Raw genomic sequence first — 16,719 nt, 5'->3', positions numbered from 1 at the left:
CTTACATGCGCTCCAGGGTTTCCAGGCCGAGCAGTTCCAGACCTTGTTTGAGGGTGCGGCCAGTCAGGGCGGCCAGGCGCAGGCGGCTCTGTTGCTGCTCGGGAGTTTCAGCGGCGAGGATCGGGCAGTTCTCGTAGAAGCTGGAGAACAGGCCGGCGAGGTCGTACAGGTAGCTGCACAGTACGTGCGGTGTGCCTTTCTCGGCAACGCTGTTCAGGGTTTCGCCAAACTGCGCCAGGCGTGCGGCCAGGTCCTGCTCGTGGGCGGCCTGCAGCACGATCTTGCCATCGGCTTGGTCAAAGCGCTTGCCCAGCTTGCGGAACACGCCAGCTACACGGGTATAGGCGTACAGCAGGTAAGGCGCGGTATTGCCTTCGAAGTTGAGCATCAGCTCGAAGTTGAAGCTGTAGTCGCTGGTGCGGTGTTTGGACAGGTCGGCGTATTTCACCGCGCCAATACCCACCACTTCGCCGATGCGGCGCAGTTCGTCGTCGGCCAGGCTCGGGTTCTTTTCCTTGACCAGCGCGTAGGCCCTTTCCTTGGCCTCGGTCAGCAGGTCGATCAGCTTCACGGTGCCGCCGTCGCGGGTTTTGAACGGGCGGCCATCGGCGCCGTTCATGGTGCCGAAGCCCATGTGCTCCATTTGCATCGGGTGGCCGACGAAGCCTGCGCGGCGGGCCACTTCGAACACCTGGTTGAAGTGCAGGGCCTGGCGCTGGTCGACGAAGTACAGGGCACGGTCGGCCTTGAGCACATTGCTGCGGTAGCGCACGGCGGCCAGGTCGGTGGTGGCGTACAGGTAACCGCCGTCGGCCTTCTGCACGATCACTGGCAGCGGGTCGCCGTCGCTGTTCTTGAACTCGTCGAGGAACACGCACTGGGCGCCCTGGTCTTCGACCAGCAGGCCCTTGGCCTTGAGGTCGGCCACGACATTGGCCAGGTCGTCGTTGTAGGCGCTTTCACCCATCACGTCCGCCATGGTCAGCTTGACGTTGAGCAGTTCATACGTCTTTTGGCAGTGCGACAGCGAAATGTCCTTGAAACGTGTCCACAGGGCCAGGCATTCCGGGTCACCGGCCTGCAGCTTGACCACCAGGCCGCGGGCACGGGTGGCGAATGCCTCGGACTCGTCGAAACGCTGCTTGGCCGCGCGGTAGAAGTTTTCCAGGTCCGACAGCTCATCGCTGGTGATCGGGTTTTCCTGCAGGTAGGCCATCAACATGCCGAACTGGGTGCCCCAGTCGCCTACGTGGTTCTGGCGAATGACGGTGTCGCCCAGGAACTCCAGCACCCGCGCCACGCTGTCACCGATGATGGTCGAGCGCAGGTGGCCGACGTGCATCTCTTTGGCCAGGTTGGGGGCCGACAGGTCGACCACCACTTTTTGCGCCGGGCCGGCCTTGCGCGCGCCGAGGTGGGCGTCGGCCAGGGCAGCGTCCAGGCGGTTGGCCAGGGCGTCGGTATTCTGGAAGAAATTGAGGAAGCCAGGGCCTGCGATCTCGACCTTGCTGATATCGGCGCTGGCCGGCAGGGCGTTGATCAGTTTTTCCGCCAGGTCGCGCGGCTTCATGCCGGCCGGCTTGGCCAGCATCATCGCGATATTGCTGGCGAAGTCGCCGTGGGTCTTGTCCCGGGCGTTTTCCACCTGGATCGCCGGCGACAGCCCTTCAGGCAGCACACCGTCGGTGACGAGTTGGGTGAGGGCTTGCTGGATCAGCTGGCGAATGGTGTCTTTCATGGGGGTCTCTTTTCGACCGCAAGCGCGGTGCAGCGCTTGGATGCGCAGGTGGAAAAACTGGGCATTATCCGTGCCTGGGAGCGGGTTGCCAACCTTTGGGCTTCACGTTGGAAGGCGCGAGTAGCAAGTCGCAAGTAGCAAGTAGCAAGAAAAAGCTTGGTGGCGCCGCCTGACTCCGTTCCGCTCTTGCTTGCAGCTTGCAGCTTGCAGCTTGCAGCTTGCAGCTTGCAGCTCAATAAAGGTCGACCGGGTCGACATCCAGCGACCAGCGGACCTGGCGCCCGCTCGGCATCTGCTCCAACACTAGCAACCAGGCACTGATCAGTCGATGCAAAGGCGCCCGGGTGTTGGCCTGTATCAACAACTGCGCGCGGAAACGCCCGGCGCGCCGCTCCATGGGGGCCGGAACCGGGCCCAGCAGCTCGATGCCTGGCAGCCGCTGTTCGGCGACCAGGCGCTCGGCGGCGGCGCAGGCCTCGTCCAGGAAACCTTCAGCCTGCCCCGGCTTGTGCGCTTCTGCGCGCAGCAAGGCCAGGTGCGAGTAGGGCGGCAGCCCGGCGGCACGGCGTTCGTCCAGGGCCTGTTCGGCAAAGGCGAAGTAGCCTTGTTCGGTCAGTTGCACCAGCAGCGGGTGATCGGCCAGGTGGGTCTGGATGATGACCTTGCCCGGTTCCTCGGCACGCCCGGCGCGCCCGGCGACCTGCACGATCAGTTGCGCCATGCGCTCGCTGGCGCGGAAGTCGCCCGAGAAAAGCCCCCCGTCGGCGTCGAGGATGGCCACCAGGGTTACCCGCGGGAAATGGTGCCCTTTGGCAAGCATCTGGGTACCGACAAGGATGCTCGGCTGGCCTTTCTGGATGGTACTGAACAGCTGGTGCATGGCGTCCTTGCGCGCCGTGCTGTCGCGGTCCACACGCAGAATCGGGTAGTCCGGGAACAGCACTTTCAGGCGTTCTTCGGCGCGTTCGGTGCCCGCACCGACTGGGCGCAGGTCGACGTGGTCGCACTGCGGGCACTGGTGTGGCAGGCGTTCGTCATAGCCGCAGTGGTGGCAGCGCAACACCCCGGAGCGCTGGTGCACGGTCATGCGCGCGTCGCAGCGCGGGCATTCCGACAGCCAGCCGCAATCGTGGCACAGCAGCGTAGGGGCGAAGCCGCGGCGGTTGAGGAACACCAGCACTTGCTGGCCGGCTTCCAGTGTCAGGCGGATGGCCTGCTGCAGCGGGCCGCTGATGCCACTGTCCAGCGGCAGGCTTTTGACATCCAGGCGCAGCATGCGCGGTGGGCGTGCGCCGCCCGCGCGCTGATTCATGCGCAACAGGCGGTAGCGGCCGGTGAGGGCGTTGTGCAAGGTTTCCAGCGAGGGCGTGGCGGAGCCGAGCAGGATCGGAATGTTCTCCTGGTGCGCCCGCACCAGCGCCAGGTCGCGGGCATGGTAGCGCAGGCCCTCCTGCTGTTTATAAGAACCGTCGTGTTCTTCGTCGATGATGATCAGGCCAGGGTTTTTCATGGGCGTGAACAGCGCTGAACGGGTGCCGATGATAATGTCGGCTTCGCCATCGCGTGCCGCCAGCCAGGCGTCCAGGCGGTCCCGGTCGTTCACCGCCGAATGCAGCAAGGCAATCCGGGCGTTGAAGCGTTGCTCGAAGCGCGCCAGGGTTTGCGGGCCGAGGTTGATCTCCGGGATCAGTACCAGCGCCTGCTTGCCGGCCTCGAGGGTTTCGCGGATCAGCTGCAGGTAGACCTCGGTCTTGCCGCTGCCGGTCACGCCGGCCAGCAGGAAGGCCGCAAAACCGCCGAAGCCCTCGCACACCGCCTCGAAGGCATCGCGTTGCTCGTCATTGAGCGGCAGCTCCGGCTGTGCCAGCCAGTGTTCGTGGCGCAAGCCCGGCTTCTGGCGGCGGACTTCGATCTGCACCAGTTCCTTGGCCAGCAGCAGGTCGAGGCTGTCCTTGTTCAGGTTGAGCTTGGCCAGCAGGCTGTGCGCCACCCCGTGCGGGTGCTGCGCCAGGGTCTTGAGGGCATCGCGCTGGCGCGGTGCCCGGGCGATGCGCGGGTCGTCCAGGCGGGCGTCGGGGGCAATGTGCCAGAAGCGCTCCTGGCGCATTTCTGCGGGCTCGCCCTGGCGCAGTAGCGTGGGCAAGGCCCAGCTCAAGGTGTCACCCAGGCTGTGCTGGTAGTACTGCGCGGTCCACAGGCACAGCTTGAACAGCGAAGGCGGAATCGGGGAGACCGGGTCGAGCAAGGCGCTGGCCGGCTTCAGCTTGTCGGCGGGCACCTCGCTCTGCGCGCACACTTCGACCAGTACGCCGATCATTTCGCGGCGGCCAAAGGGCACGCGAATGCGCATGCCCGGGGCCAGGGCCAAGCGCGCCATGCTCGCTGGCGCCTTGTAGTCGAACAGGCGCCGCAACGGCGAGGGCAGGGCAAGGCGCAGGATGACGTCGGACACGCAGAAAGTCTCGGAGGGCATTACAAGAACTGGCGAGCCTAGCAGACGACGGTCGGTGCAAGCGACATCTTGCACTGACGGTGTGCTCTGGTATTATTCGCCGCCTAATTACGTGCGGTATTCAACAATTGGTGTTGGGTGGCGGCACGCAGCTCGAGGAAGTGACCATGAAAGAAGGTATCCACCCGAACTACGAAGCTGTTGCAGTCACCTGCAGCTGCGGTAACAAGTTCGAAACCCGTTCGACCCTGGGCAGCACCCTGTCGATCGACGTTTGCAACCTGTGCCACCCGTTCTACACCGGTAAGCAGAAAGTCCTGGACACCGGTGGCCGCGTACAGAAGTTCGCCGACCGCTTCGGTATGTTCGGTACCAAGAAGTAATCATGCGCATGGCGAGTCCTTCGGGCTTCGCATTGTTGCTGAAAAAGGCGCCCCTCGTGGGCGCCTTTTTTGTGGGTGCGATCTGGCATTTGCCCGCCCTGGCCTTCTGCCCGCTGCCGGGCAAACCCGAGCAGGTTCGGGTGCGGCAGGTGGTCGACGGCGACACCGTGCGTCTGGTGGATGGCCGCAGTGTGCGGCTGATCGGCATCAACACCCCGGAGATCGGTCGCAAGGGGCGTGGCAGCGAGCCCTATGCCGAAGCTGCCAAGCGGCGCCTGCAGGCGTTGGTCGAGGCCAGTGACGGGCGTGTAGGGCTGGTTCCCGGTGTGCAAGCCAAAGACAAGTATGGGCGCACACTGGCGCACATTTATGGCCGTAATGGCGACAATCTCGAAGCACAATTGCTCAGTGAAGGCTTGGGCTACCGGGTGGCCGTCGCCCCCAATGTGCGCCTCAGTGGCTGCCAGCAACGCGCCGAGCAGGCCGCACGCCAGGCCGGCGCCGGCCTTTGGCGGCAGTCGCCCGTGGTGCCGGCAGACGCCATCAGGCAGCCTGGTTTTGCTGTGCTCAGTGGCCGAATCATGAGCATCGAACGCAACCGTGGTGGTGTCTGGTTGAACCTTGACCGTGCCGTGGTGGTGCAGGTCTCCGCTCGTCTGCAGCGTAACTTTCCGGCCAGTTTCTTCGCTAACCTCAAAGGGCGCCAGGTCGAGGTGCGTGGCTGGGTGGTGGACCGTTCCCGCAAGGGCGGCCTCAAGCCAGGGCAGCGGCGCTGGGTATTGCCACTGACCGACCCGAGCATGCTGGCGCGTACTTCTGGCTAAAAAATGTAGACAGTTCGCTATTGGATTGTACACACTGTTAGCCGTATGCCCCCGTGGGTTTTAGCGGAAAGTCGTAGGCTAAAGGCCTTGACACAAGTGACCGACCAGTCTTGTGACTACCCGGCTCTTTGCGTATCCTCGGCGGTCCGTCAGAACAGTAAATAGCGGAATGCCCACCATGTCAGACCTGAAAACTGCCGCTCTCGAATATCACGCTCAACCTCGCCCGGGGAAACTGAGCGTCGAACTTTCCAAGCCAACTGCCACTGCCCGTGACCTCGCCCTGGCCTACAGCCCAGGTGTTGCCGAGCCGGTGCGTGAAATTGGCCGGGATCCAGAGCTGGCATACAAATACACCGGCAAAGGCAACCTGGTTGCGGTGATTTCCGATGGCACTGCCATCCTCGGTCTGGGTGACCTCGGCCCACTGGCTTCCAAGCCGGTCATGGAAGGCAAGGGCGTTCTGTTCAAGCGTTTCGCAGGTATCGACGTATTCGACATCGAAGTCGAATCGGAAAGCCCGCAAGCATTCATCGACACCGTTCGCCGCATCTCGATCACCTTCGGTGGTATCAACCTCGAAGATATCAAGGCGCCAGAGTGCTTCGAGATCGAACGCACGCTGATCGAACAGTGCGACATTCCGGTGTTCCACGATGACCAGCACGGTACCGCCATCGTTACTGCGGCCGGCATGATCAACGCCCTGGAAATCGCCGGCAAGAAGCTCGAAGAAGCCAAGATCGTGTGCCTGGGTGCCGGTGCAGCTGCCATCTCCTGCATGAAGTTGCTGGTGAGCATGGGTGCCAAGGTCGAGAACATCTACATGATCGACCGCAGCGGCGTAATCCACGCTGGCCGTGACGACCTGAACCAGTACAAGGCCCAGTTCGCCCACGCGACCGACAAGCGCACCCTGGCCGACGCCCTGGAGGGTGCCGACGTGTTCGTTGGCCTGTCCGGCCCGAACCTGCTGAGCGCGGAAGGCCTGAAGTCGATGGCGGCCAACCCGATCGTGTTCGCCTGCTCCAACCCTGATCCGGAAATTTCGCCAGCGCTGGCTCACGCCACCCGCAGCGACGTGATCATGGCCACCGGCCGTTCGGACTACCCGAACCAGGTCAACAACGTACTGGGCTTCCCGTTCATCTTCCGTGGTGCCCTGGACGTACGCGCCAAGCGCATCAACGAAGAAATGAAAATCGCTGCGGCCATCGCCCTGAAAGACCTGGCCAAGCTGCCGGTACCCAAGGAAGTGTGCGATGCCTACGGCGTGCAAGCGCTGGAGTTCGGCCGTGAGTACATCATTCCGAAGCCCCTGGATGCCCGCCTGATCACCGTCGTTTCCGACGCCGTGGCCAAGGCTGCCATCGAGTCCGGCGTTGCTACCCTGCCGTATCCAAAGCACTACCCGCTCAAGAGCGTGGATGACGTGTTCAACGGCTGATTGCTGTTGTAGCGGTGTAAAAAGCCCCGGCTCACTCGAGCCGGGGCTTTTTTATGCGCGGTGGGAATGCGTCGGGGCCGGCAGGTGAGGGGCAGGGGGCGCCAGTGTCGACGCCCGTAGGGTCGAACGCCGCCGTGCACCTGCCCCGGATTGCCTCAGAACAGGTCCATCGGCGTCGCTTCATCCGCTGGCAATGGGCTGCCCGGCACGGCCCCATTGCCCAGTTCGTCCACCGATGGCGGCGAATCCTCGGCCTTGAACAGCTCGAAGTAGGCATTGGGTGTGCCCGGCGAAGCTGCCCGGCCGCTGACGGGGTCTACGCGCAGGCTGAGAATGCCTTCTGGCTCGGCCGGCGCATGTGCAGGCTTGTTCTTGAGTGCCGCACCCATGAAGCTCATCCAGATCGGCAGCGCCGCCGTGCCGCCGTACTCCCGGTGGCCCAGGGTTTCCGGCTGGTCGAAGCCAACCCACACGGTAGTCACGTAGTCGGCGTTGTAGCCAGAGAACCAGGCGTCCTTGGACTCGTTGGTGGTACCGGTCTTGCCTGCCAGGTCGGTGCGGCCCAAAGCCAGCGCCCGGCGGCCGGTGCCGCGCTTGATCACGTCCTGCAGCATGCTGGTGAGAATATAGGTGGTACGCCCGTCGATGATGCGCTCGGCAACCGCTGGTGGCTGCGCTGCCGCAGGGGTTTGGCCGGGGGCCGCCGGTGCCTCGCCGGGCATGCTGGCGGTGCTGATCGGCTGCTCGGGGGCGGCCAGGCCGGCCTGGTCTTCAGTACCTTGGGGTACGCGAGCCGGGTTGGCGGTGAACAGCGTTTCGCCACTGCGGCTCTCGATACGGTCGATCAGGTAGGGGGCAATCTTGTAGCCACCGTTGGCAAAGGTGCTCCAGCCTGTAGCGATTTCCATCGGCGTCAGGGTGGCGGTACCCAGGGCCAGCGACAGGTTGCGCGGCAGGTCCTGCTTGTTGAAGCCGAACTTGGCGATGTAGTCGATGGTGCGGTCCACGCCCATGGCCTGCAGCAAGCGGATCGAAACCAGGTTGCGCGACTTGTACAGCGCTTCGCGCATGCGGATCGGGCCGAGGAACGTGTTGGTATCGTTCTTCGGTCGCCACACCTTATCGACCGATTCGTCGACGAATACGATCGGCGCGTCGTTGACCAGGCTGGCGGCGGTATAGCCACTGTCCAGTGCAGCGCTGTAGATGAACGGCTTGAAGCTTGAGCCCGGTTGGCGTTTGGCCTGCATCGCCCGGTTGTAGTTGCTCTGCTCGAACGAGAAACCGCCGACCAAGGCGCGGATGGCGCCGCTGTTAGGGTCGAGGGTGACCAGTGCACTCTGTGCCCCCGGCACCTGGCTGAACTTGAAGGTGCCATCGTCCAGGCGTTGCAGGCGCACCAGGTCACCGACCTGGGCGACATCGGCGGGCGATTGCGGGGTGCGGCCCTGGGCGTTGCTGTTGATGAACGGGCGCGCCCATTTCATGGTGTCCCAGGCCACATGCACCTGCTGGCCGTCACGGGTCAGCACCGCAAGGCCGGTTTTTTCGACCCGGGTGACGATGCCGGGCTCCAGCCCGCCCAAGGTGCGTTGCTTGCCCAGTTCCTGGCGCCAGGCAGCCTCGGTGCGCCCCGGGAAGCGGGCTTCAGGGCCGCGGTAGCCGTGGCGCTCGTCATAATCGGACAGGCCATTGAGGATGGCCTTGTTGGCCATTTCCTGCATGTCGCTGGGCACGGTGGTGGTAACGCGGAAGCCTTCGGTGTAAGCCTCGCTGCCGTAGCGGCCAACCATTTCCGCGCGAGCCATTTCCGCGACGTACGGTGCATTCACCTCGGGCGTCGGCACGTGATAGCTGGCGTTGAGTGGCTCGTCCAAGGCGGCCTGGTAGCTGGCCTGGTCAATCTTGCCCAGCTTGTACATGCGGCCCAGGATCCAGTCGCGGCGCTCTTTGGCGCGCACCGGGTTGGCCAGGGGGTTGAAGCGCGAGGGCGCCTTGGGCAGGCCGGCGATCATCGCCATCTGTGCCAGGCTCACGTCACGGATCGACTTGCCGTAGTAGACCTGGGCCGCGGCGTCGATACCGTAGGCGCGGTTGCCGAGGTAGATCTTGTTCACGTACAGCTCAAGAATCTCGTCCTTGGTCAGCTCCCGCTCGATCTGCAGGGCCAACAGAATTTCGTTGGTCTTGCGCGAGAAGCTGCGCTCGCTGGTCAGGAAGAAGTTCTTGGCCACCTGCATGGTGATGGTGCTGCCGCCGGTCTGAATGTGCCCGGTTTTCACCAGCTGGGTGGCCGCGCGCATCAGGCTGCTGGGGTCCACGCCGTAGTGGTTGAGGAAATTGTCGTCCTCGGCTGACAGCAATGCCTGAATGAACTGTGGGGGAATGTCTGCGAAACGGATCGGCGAACGGCGCATTTCGCCAAATTCGGCAATCAGCTTGCCATCGCTGCTGTACACCTTGAGGGGGATCTGCAACTGGATGCTTCTGAGCGAATCGACCGAGGGCAGGTTGGGACTAAGATACAGAAACGCACCGCTCACACCGAGTACGAGCGCGCAAATGACTGCGACGGAAGACCACCAGAAGAACTTCAGCAGACGTATCAAGGCTTTTCGGTGTCCAGGTTGAAAGTGGATTGCACGCAGGTCCGGCGGACCAAAAAACGCTGGGCATTATACGCATTTTTTCGCCTTTCCGGGCCACCGGCCAGGCAGCCCGTCGCCCTGACGGATGGTCCCGGCCCAGTGTTGCCGCGGGGGCGCGACATACAGCAAGGAATTCGCAATGCTTGGACGCTTCGGCAAGGATGCCGGTTCACTGGTAGGGGTGGAAATTACCGCTCACGCCATTCATCTGGTGCAACTGCAACAGCGCAAAGGCGGCTGGCGGGTGCTGGGTTGGGCCCATGAGCCGCTGCAGCTCGGGGCAGGCAATGACTGGGCAGCAGCGCCCGAGCAGGTCTCGGCGGCATTGCAGCGCGCTCATCGGCGCAGCGGCCTCGGCGAGCGGCGGCTGGCTCTGGCGCTGCCCGCCAGCCAGGTCATCTGCAAGCTGTGTCACCTGCCAGTGGGGCCCGGTGAGGAGCAACTGGAGGCGCAGTTGCTGGCGGATGCCGAACGGTTGTTTCCGTTCCCGCTGGAAGACCTGGCCCTGGACTTCCAGGTCCTGGGGGCTTCAGGTGTTCAGCCAGCCTGCAGCGAGGTGCTGGTTGCAGCGTGTCGGCAGAGTGCACTGGCACCCCTCCAAGCGCTGGTGCAGCAGGCGGGGCTGCAACTGGAGGCGGTCGAGGTCGACAGTATTGCCCTGCGCCGCATGCTGCCTGCGGGTGAGCAGGCTGGGGCGGCGTTGCTGCGTATCGAACCCCACCGGGCGACTGTTCATGCCTGGGCGCCTGGCGGGGCGCTGCAGCGTCGGGAGCTGCGGGCAGCTGACGGGGATATGGCCGCGCAACTGCCCGAGCGGCTGCCCGCGCTGCTCGCCGAAGGGCTTTTACCTGCCAGGTTGTGGGTCAGCAACTGGTCGCCGCTGCAGCCGGGCTGGCTGCAGGCCCTGGGCCAAAGCCTGGCGCTGCCGTGCCAAGAACTGCCTGCGCTGGCCGGGCTTGCCCAGGTCGATGGGCCGATGCTGCTGGCGAGTGCCCTGGCGCTTGGAGGGGCGCGACCATGATGCGGCTGAACCTTCTGCCGTGGCGCGAACGCCAGCGCCAGGCGGCCATGCGCCGGTTTCGCAGCCATCTGGTGGCTGGCGCCTTGCTGGCATTGTGCGCCGTGACGCTGGTCGACCAACAGGCACGCCAGCGCGGCCAGCAACAAGCGTTGGCCAACGCCCAGCGCCAGGCAGCCCTGGAAACCCTGGGCCTGGAGGCTCAGCCACTGGCTGATGTGCGTGCCCAGCATGCCGCACTGCTCGGCCGCCTGGCGGTGCTGGAGGGCCTGCAGGCTCAGCAGGGGGTTCTGCCTGGCGTATTCGCCGACCTCGAAAGGGCACTGCCATTGGGCATGCAGTTGCTGGGCCTCAGCCTGGAAAACGGCCGCCTGGAGTTGACCGGGCTCGCCACCTCCGGCGCCGTACTGGCCCAGTTCATGCGCGACCTCGAGCGCTCCGGCGTGCTGCTGGACCTGGAGCTCAAACACATCAAGAGCCAGCCAGGCGGCGATGAGTTCTTGCTGGCTGCGCGCGTGGCGGCGTTCTGGTCGTGACCAGGGTGCAACTGCTCGCATGGCTTGGCGCAGCCGAGCGCTCCAGCCGCTTCCGGCGGCTGGCACCTGTGGCACTGGCGGTGCTGCTGTTCGGCCTGGGCTGCGCGATTCGCCTGCCGGGCATGTTGCAGCAGCAGGGTGAAGAAGAGGGCAAGCACGCCGAGCTGAACCGGCAGCAGGCTGCCACGCAGGCGCAGATTGCCGAGTTGCAGGGGGTGCGGGCACAGCTGGCGAGCGATGGGCAGCGCTTGCAAAAGGCACAATGGCAGCTGGCTGCCGGCGAAAGCATGAGCGACCTGCTAGACCGCCTGTCGGGTTCGGGGCGCGAGCACGGCCTGCTCGTCGAGCGCCTCGATGTGCACGAGCAGCAGCAGCGGCATGGCTTCAGCGTAGTGCCACTGGAGTTGCAGGTGGTGGGCAGCTACCCAGCCTTGCGGGGCTGGCTGGACGAGTGGTTGGGGCAGGCGCGTGTCATGCACGGTCGCAGCATGCGCCTGGCAGCCGGCGGTGGCGAACCAGGCCTGCTGCGTTTGCAACTGCGGGTCGATGCCTATCACGCGCCGGTTGCCGGGGCGGCAGTCGCCATGCTTGCGCGGCTGCCTGCCAGGCCGGCAACGCGGGCACCGGCCATGGATCCGTTCGCCGCGTTGGCAACGCACCTGTCGGGTGGTTTGACCCGCGCGCCCCTGGCCCAGTTGGAAATGGTCGGCAGCCTGACGCGTGGGCAGGAACATCAAGCGCTGCTGCGGGCGGCCGGCAGGCTCTACCGCGTCCGCCTTGGGGACCGGGTAGGGCGTGATCAAGGGATAGTGATGCACATCGGCCCGCGCCAGGTCGAAGTGCGCGAACGGTTGTTCATGGCGGGGGTGTGGCATGAACGCACGGCGTTCATCACCCTCGCAAAACGCCTGGGCAAGGAGGCCCCGGATCAGAATGAGAACGAGGATGATCTACCTGCTGGCGGCCCTGCTGCCCATGCCTCTGGCGACCGCGACGCCTTACCAGGGTGAACCGCTGTCGCTGCACTTTCAGGATGTCGAGATTCGCTCGGTTTTGCAGGTACTCGCCGACTATGCCGGCGTCAACCTGGTCGCCAGTGACGACGTGCAGGGCAATGTCACCCTGCGCTTGCAGGATGTGCCGTGGGATCAGGCGCTGGACCTGGTCTTGCGCAGCAAAAGCCTCGCCCGGCGCCAGGAGGGCAATGTGCTGCTGGTGGCGCCGGCGGCCACGCTGGCTGCGCAAACTGCCGAAGCGCGTGCGGGGCAGGTGCTGGAGGCGCAGTTGCAGCCCATGCGCCGGGAGCTGTTGCCTGTTCACCATGCCAAGGCTGCCGAACTTGCGGAACTGCTCAAGACCAGCCTGGCCGACGAAAGCCTGCTCGCCGGTTGGGGCAGCCTGAGTGTCGATGAGCGCACCAATACCCTGGTGGCCTACCTGCCGGCCGAACGCCTCGATGAACTGCGGCAACTGGTGGCGCAGCTGGATGTGCCGGTGCGTCAGGTGGCGATCGAGGCGCGCATCGTCGAGGCCAACGTCGATTACGAGAAAGCCCTTGGGGTGCGCTGGGGCAGCCCTTTGTATGGCGACAACCCGCTGCCGGGCAAGTCGCTGTTCGTCGACCTGGGTGTCGAGCGGGCTGGCAGCAGCATCGGCCTTGGCCTGCTGCGCGGGGATGTGCTGCTGGACCTTGAGCTCAGCGCCATGGAAAAAAGCGGCAATGGCGAGATCATTTCGCAACCCAAGGTGGTCACGGCCGACAAGGAAACGGCCAGGATCCTCAAGGGCACCGAGGTGCCCTACCAGGAAACCACCAAGAGCGGCGCCACCTCGGTGTCGTTCCGCGAGGCCTCGCTGTCGTTGGAGGTGACCCCGCAAATTACCCCGGACAACAAGGTAATCATGGCTGTCAGGGTGACCAAGGACGAACCGGATTACGTCAATGCCTTGAACAACGTGCCGCCGATCCGCAAGAACGAGGTGAATGCCAAGGTTCGCGTGGCCGACGGCGAAACGATCGTGATTGGCGGCGTGTACTCGACTTCGCAAAACAATGTGGTCGACAAGGTGCCATTTTTGGGTGATCTGCCGTATGTTGGGCGGCTGTTTCGACGCGATGCATTACAAGAGAAAAAATCCGAGCTGCTGGTCTTCCTGACTCCGCGTATCATGAGTGACCAGGCGATTGCTGTGAGTCGTTGATTCTGTGCGAAATTTGATACTTGTGGGGCCCATGGGTGCTGGTAAAAGCACCATCGGCCGCCTATTGGCCAAAGAGCTGCGCCTGCTGTTCAAGGATTCCGACAAGGAAATCGAACTGCGTTGCGGCGCCAACATCCCGTGGATTTTCGACAAGGAAGGCGAGCCGGGTTTCCGTGATCGCGAGCAAGCGATGATTGCCGAGCTGTGTGGCCTCGACGGCGTGGTCCTGGCCACCGGTGGCGGTGCCGTCATGCGCGAAGCCAACCGCCAGGCGCTGCACCAGGGCGGCCGGGTAATCTACCTGCACGCCTCGGTCGAACAGCAGGTCGGCCGCACGGCGCGCGACCGCAATCGCCCGCTGCTGCGCACCGCCAACCCCGAGGCCACCTTGCGGAACCTGCTGGAAACCCGCGACCCGCTCTACCGCGAGATCGCCGACCTGGTCGTAGAAACCGACGAGCGGCCACCACGCATGGTGGTGATCGACATCCTCGAGCGCTTGCAGCAGTTGCCGCCCCGTTAACCCGGGACTATTCTCGGCCACCAGCGCCGAGGCGAGGTTCAACGTTACCGCGCAGGTCGCCAGAACGGCACCGCGCCCAAGAACATTGTGGGGATACATGCAGACACTGAAGGTCGACCTGGGCGAGCGTAGCTACCCGATCTACATTGGCGAAGGCCTGTTGGACCAGCCCGAGCTGCTGGCGCCGCACATTGCCGGCCGGCAGGTTGCCATCGTCTCCAACGAGACCGTCGCGCCGCTGTATCTCGACCGCCTGGCCAAGACCCTGGGGGCCTACTCGGTGCTGCCAGTGGTACTGCCCGATGGCGAAGCCCACAAGAACTGGGAAACCCTGCAACTGATCTTCGATGGCCTGCTGACGGCGCGGCATGACCGCCGTACCACCGTGGTCGCCCTGGGCGGCGGGGTGGTCGGTGACATGGCCGGCTTTGCCGCTGCATGCTATCAGCGGGGCGTGGACTTCATCCAGGTGCCGACCACCCTGTTGTCCCAGGTCGACTCCTCGGTAGGCGGCAAGACCGGCATCAATCACCCGCTGGGCAAGAACATGGTCGGCGCCTTCTACCAGCCCAACGCGGTGCTGATTGATACCACCAGCCTGAAGACCTTGCCGGCGCGCGAGCTTTCGGCAGGCCTGGCCGAAGTGATCAAGTACGGGCTGATCTGTGACAAGCCCTTCCTCGCCTGGCTCGAAGACAATATGCAGGCCCTGCGTACCCTCGACTCGGCAGCCCTGACCGAAGCCATTCGCCGCTCGTGTGCGGCCAAGGCCGCAGTGGTGGGCGCCGACGAACGCGAGTCTGGCGTGCGGGCCACGCTGAACTTGGGGCATACCTTCGGGCATGCCATCGAAACCCACATGGGCTATGGCGTGTGGCTGCACGGCGAAGCCGTGGCGGCGGGCACGGTCATGGCCCTGGAAATGTCCATGCGCCTTGGCTGGCTCGACCAGGCCGAGCGCGATCGCGGAATCCGCCTGTTGCAGGACGCAGGTTTGCCGGTGGTGCCACCACAGGAAATGACCCCGGCGCATTTCATGGAGCACATGGCGGTCGACAAGAAGGTGCTCGACGGGCGTCTGCGTCTGGTGCTGCTGCGCCAGATGGGCGAGGCCGTGGTCACCGACGACTATCCGAAAGAGACTCTACAGGCCACGCTGTCGGCGGATTACCGCGCGATCGTGGCCCAGCTTTGAGGTTGTGACAGCGCAATGACCAGTTTGCATGCCGATGAGGCCTTTCTCGACCATTACCAGTTGAGCCACGATCCGTTCGCACCGCGGGTGCCCGGCTTCAAGTTTTTCCCTGCCCAGCGCAAGCCTGTGCTCGGCCAGCTGCACCACCTGGCTCGCTACAGCCAACTGATGCTGGTCGTCACCGGCCCGCAGGGTAGCGGCAAGACCCTGCTGCGCCAGGCGCTGGTGGCCAGTACCAACAAGCAGGCGGTGCAGAGCGTCGTGGTGTCCGCCCGTGGTGCCAGCGATGCTGCCAGTGTATTGGGCCAGGTCGCGCAGAACCTGGACGTGGCCCAGCCGGAGATGCAGGCGATCCTGTCCAAGGTGGTGCAACTGGCACTCACCGGGCAGGAAGTGTACTTGCTGGTGGACGATGCGGAACAACTCGACGAGTCGGCACTCCAAGCGTTGCTGGAATTGGCGGCGGGGGTGCCGGAAGGGCGCCCGCACGTGTTCCTGTTTGGTGAGCCTTCGCTGATTGCAGGGTTGGACGAGCTCAATGTCGAGGAAGAACGCTTCCACATCATCGAGCTGGCCCCCTACAGTGAAGAGGAAACCCGCGAATACCTGGAGCAGCGCCTGGAAGGCGCAGGCCGGGGCATCGAGGTGTTCAGCCGTGAACAGATCGTCGATATCCATGAAAACTCCGACGGCTGGCCTGGCAACATCAACCAGGTCGCCCGTGACACTTTGATCGAAGCCATGATCGCCAGCCGGACGACGGCCAAGCGACCATCCATGGGGTTCAAGATGCCAAAAAAACATGTGCTCGCGTTGTCTGCCGTGGTCGTGGTTGCCGTTGCAGCTGCCGTGTTGATGCCCAAGAAAGGCGAAAAAGCGCCGGCCGACGCACCGGCTGCCCAGGCTCAGTTACCGCTTGGCGACGGCAAGCAGGGCGCCAACATCGAGTTCTCTGGCTCGTCCCAGCCGGTGCCGCTGCCATTGGGAGGGCAGTCACAGCCGGTGATGCGCGAGCCGCTGGCCCAGGCCGCAGGCATGGGTGAGGGGGAAGAAGGCAGCCCGGCTGGCGATACCGCCCTGCAGCCTGGCAACCCGCCGCCGACCGTGACCACCATCGCCCCGCCGCAAGGCGTAGCGGCGGGCCCCGCGCCGACGCCTGCGCAACCCGTGCAGCAGGTTGCGCCTGCGCAAAAACCGGTCGCAACCCAGCCTGCCAAGCCGGTTGCGACGGCCAAGCCGGCCCCGGCACCGACCCAGGTCGCCGTGGCCAAGCCGGCCGCCAAGCCTGCTGAAAAGCCAGCCGCTGGCGGCACTGGCAACAGCAGCTGGTACGCCGGGCAGAAACCGGGCAATTACGTGGTGCAGATCCTCGGCACCAGCTCCGAGGCCTCGGCGCAGGCGTACGTGAAAGCCCAGGGTGGCGACTATCGCTACTTCAAGAAAGACCTGCAAGGCAAGCCGCTGTATGTGGTCACTTACGGCAGTTTCGCCAGCCGCGATGCTGCGGTTGCGGCAATCAAGAACTTGCCAGCGAAGGTCCAGGCTGGTAAACCTTGGCCACGTACCGTCGCCAGCGTCCAACAAGAGCTGGCCTCGGCCCGCTGATACCTGCCGGGCGGCACCACCCCGCTGCCCTGTTGCTAAGCGAATTCTAGCTTTCGACTAGCCTGCTGCGCCCGAGCGCGGCAGGCTTTTCTGTCCCAGACTGCCGGCCACAAGCCCCGAGTTGCAGTCATGGCTGAAACGCTTCAGA

The 16,719-nt window shown here is 64.4% G+C and carries 13 protein-coding genes; 10 read left to right on the top strand and 3 right to left on the bottom strand.

All coding sequences use genetic code 11. The features are described 5' to 3' along the window. Position 1 precedes the first annotated feature (1 nt). Together argS and FPB55_RS24260 are read right to left on the bottom strand one after the other, a co-directional pair. Positions 2-1,738: an arginine--tRNA ligase gene (gene argS, locus FPB55_RS24265; RefSeq protein WP_009684939.1), complete on the bottom strand. Its 1,737-nt coding sequence runs from the start codon at positions 1,736-1,738 to the stop codon at positions 2-4. 232 nt (positions 1,739-1,970) lie between these two features. Next, positions 1,971-4,190, bottom strand: a complete 2,220-nt coding sequence (locus tag FPB55_RS24260; RefSeq protein ID WP_115295388.1) for a primosomal protein N' — start codon at positions 4,188-4,190, stop codon at positions 1,971-1,973. Positions 4,191-4,357: 167 nt separating this feature from the next. Here FPB55_RS24260 and rpmE point away from each other — a divergent pair, with 167 nt between their 5' ends. The 3 genes from rpmE to FPB55_RS24245 all read left to right on the top strand — a co-directional run bounded on the left by rpmE (position 4,358) and on the right by FPB55_RS24245 (position 6,844). Beyond that, positions 4,358-4,573: a 50S ribosomal protein L31 gene (gene rpmE, locus FPB55_RS24255; RefSeq protein WP_009684941.1), complete on the top strand. Its 216-nt coding sequence runs from the start codon at positions 4,358-4,360 to the stop codon at positions 4,571-4,573. A 2-nt stretch (positions 4,574-4,575) separates the two neighbouring features. Further along, on the top strand, positions 4,576-5,397 hold the full coding sequence (locus FPB55_RS24250) for a thermonuclease family protein (RefSeq protein WP_144189468.1): 822 nt from the start codon (positions 4,576-4,578) through the stop codon (positions 5,395-5,397). A 178-nt stretch (positions 5,398-5,575) separates the two neighbouring features. Next, positions 5,576-6,844, top strand: a complete 1,269-nt coding sequence (locus tag FPB55_RS24245) for a malic enzyme-like NAD(P)-binding protein (RefSeq protein ID WP_009684943.1) — start codon at positions 5,576-5,578, stop codon at positions 6,842-6,844. Positions 6,845-6,999: 155 nt separating this feature from the next. On the opposite strand, the gene FPB55_RS24240 is transcribed toward FPB55_RS24245, so the two are convergent. Beyond that, positions 7,000-9,453: a penicillin-binding protein 1A gene (locus FPB55_RS24240; protein ID WP_009684944.1), complete on the bottom strand. Its 2,454-nt coding sequence runs from the start codon at positions 9,451-9,453 to the stop codon at positions 7,000-7,002. A gap of 178 nt (positions 9,454-9,631) precedes the next feature. Between FPB55_RS24240 and pilM the strand changes: the two genes are divergently transcribed. The 7 genes from pilM to FPB55_RS24205 all read left to right on the top strand — a co-directional run bounded on the left by pilM (position 9,632) and on the right by FPB55_RS24205 (position 16,571). Then, positions 9,632-10,513, top strand: a complete 882-nt coding sequence (gene pilM, locus FPB55_RS24235; RefSeq protein WP_054881139.1) for a pilus assembly protein PilM — start codon at positions 9,632-9,634, stop codon at positions 10,511-10,513. Then, the gene (locus FPB55_RS24230) at positions 10,510-11,046 is read left to right on the top strand and encodes a PilN domain-containing protein (RefSeq protein WP_009684948.1); all 537 of its coding nucleotides are present in this window, start codon (positions 10,510-10,512) and stop codon (positions 11,044-11,046) included. The genes pilM and FPB55_RS24230 overlap by 4 nt, the downstream gene beginning before the upstream one ends. 11 nt (positions 11,047-11,057) lie before the next feature. After that, positions 11,058-12,056 carry a pilus assembly protein PilP gene (locus tag FPB55_RS24225; RefSeq protein WP_047149614.1) on the top strand — a complete coding sequence of 333 codons (999 nt, stop codon included), beginning with the start codon at positions 11,058-11,060 and terminating at the stop codon, positions 12,054-12,056. After that, on the top strand, positions 11,980-13,248 hold the full coding sequence (locus FPB55_RS24220) for a type IV pilus secretin PilQ family protein (protein WP_050492206.1): 1,269 nt from the start codon (positions 11,980-11,982) through the stop codon (positions 13,246-13,248). Before FPB55_RS24225 ends, FPB55_RS24220 begins: the two co-directional genes overlap by 77 nt. A gap of 4 nt (positions 13,249-13,252) precedes the next feature. Continuing rightward, the gene (gene aroK, locus FPB55_RS24215; RefSeq protein WP_009684951.1) at positions 13,253-13,771 is read left to right on the top strand and encodes a shikimate kinase AroK; all 519 of its coding nucleotides are present in this window, start codon (positions 13,253-13,255) and stop codon (positions 13,769-13,771) included. Between the two features lie 97 nt (positions 13,772-13,868). Continuing rightward, positions 13,869-14,966, top strand: a complete 1,098-nt coding sequence (aroB, locus tag FPB55_RS24210; RefSeq protein WP_009684952.1) for a 3-dehydroquinate synthase — start codon at positions 13,869-13,871, stop codon at positions 14,964-14,966. A 15-nt stretch (positions 14,967-14,981) separates the two neighbouring features. Further along, a complete protein-coding gene (locus tag FPB55_RS24205) occupies positions 14,982-16,571 on the top strand; it encodes an AAA family ATPase (protein WP_054881140.1) in 1,590 nt (529 codons plus the stop codon). The last annotated feature ends 148 nt before the right edge of the window (positions 16,572-16,719 follow it).

The organism is Pseudomonas sp. BJP69, from assembly GCF_007633355.1.
GTDB lineage: Bacteria > Pseudomonadota > Gammaproteobacteria > Pseudomonadales > Pseudomonadaceae > Aquipseudomonas > Aquipseudomonas juntendi.
The sequence above is the reverse complement of the archived record's forward strand: the minus strand, read 5'-3'. Positions and strand labels throughout refer to the sequence as shown.

What these genes read in the sequence shown, in the direction of transcription:
- FPB55_RS24205 (WP_054881140.1), top strand. Translation starts at nt 14,982, where the DNA reads ATGACCAGTTTGCATGCCGATGAGGCCTTTCTCGACCATTACCAGTTG.
- pilM (WP_054881139.1), top strand. Translation starts at nt 9,632, where the DNA reads ATGCTTGGACGCTTCGGCAAGGATGCCGGTTCACTGGTAGGGGTGGAA.
- rpmE (WP_009684941.1), top strand. Translation starts at nt 4,358, where the DNA reads ATGAAAGAAGGTATCCACCCGAACTACGAAGCTGTTGCAGTCACCTGC.
- FPB55_RS24245 (WP_009684943.1), top strand. Translation starts at nt 5,576, where the DNA reads ATGTCAGACCTGAAAACTGCCGCTCTCGAATATCACGCTCAACCTCGC.
- FPB55_RS24230 (WP_009684948.1), top strand. Translation starts at nt 10,510, where the DNA reads ATGATGCGGCTGAACCTTCTGCCGTGGCGCGAACGCCAGCGCCAGGCG.
- argS (WP_009684939.1), bottom strand. Translation starts at nt 1,738, where the DNA reads ATGAAAGACACCATTCGCCAGCTGATCCAGCAAGCCCTCACCCAACTC.
- FPB55_RS24220 (WP_050492206.1), top strand. Translation starts at nt 11,980, where the DNA reads ATGAGAACGAGGATGATCTACCTGCTGGCGGCCCTGCTGCCCATGCCT.
- aroB (WP_009684952.1), top strand. Translation starts at nt 13,869, where the DNA reads ATGCAGACACTGAAGGTCGACCTGGGCGAGCGTAGCTACCCGATCTAC.
- FPB55_RS24250 (WP_144189468.1), top strand. Translation starts at nt 4,576, where the DNA reads ATGCGCATGGCGAGTCCTTCGGGCTTCGCATTGTTGCTGAAAAAGGCG.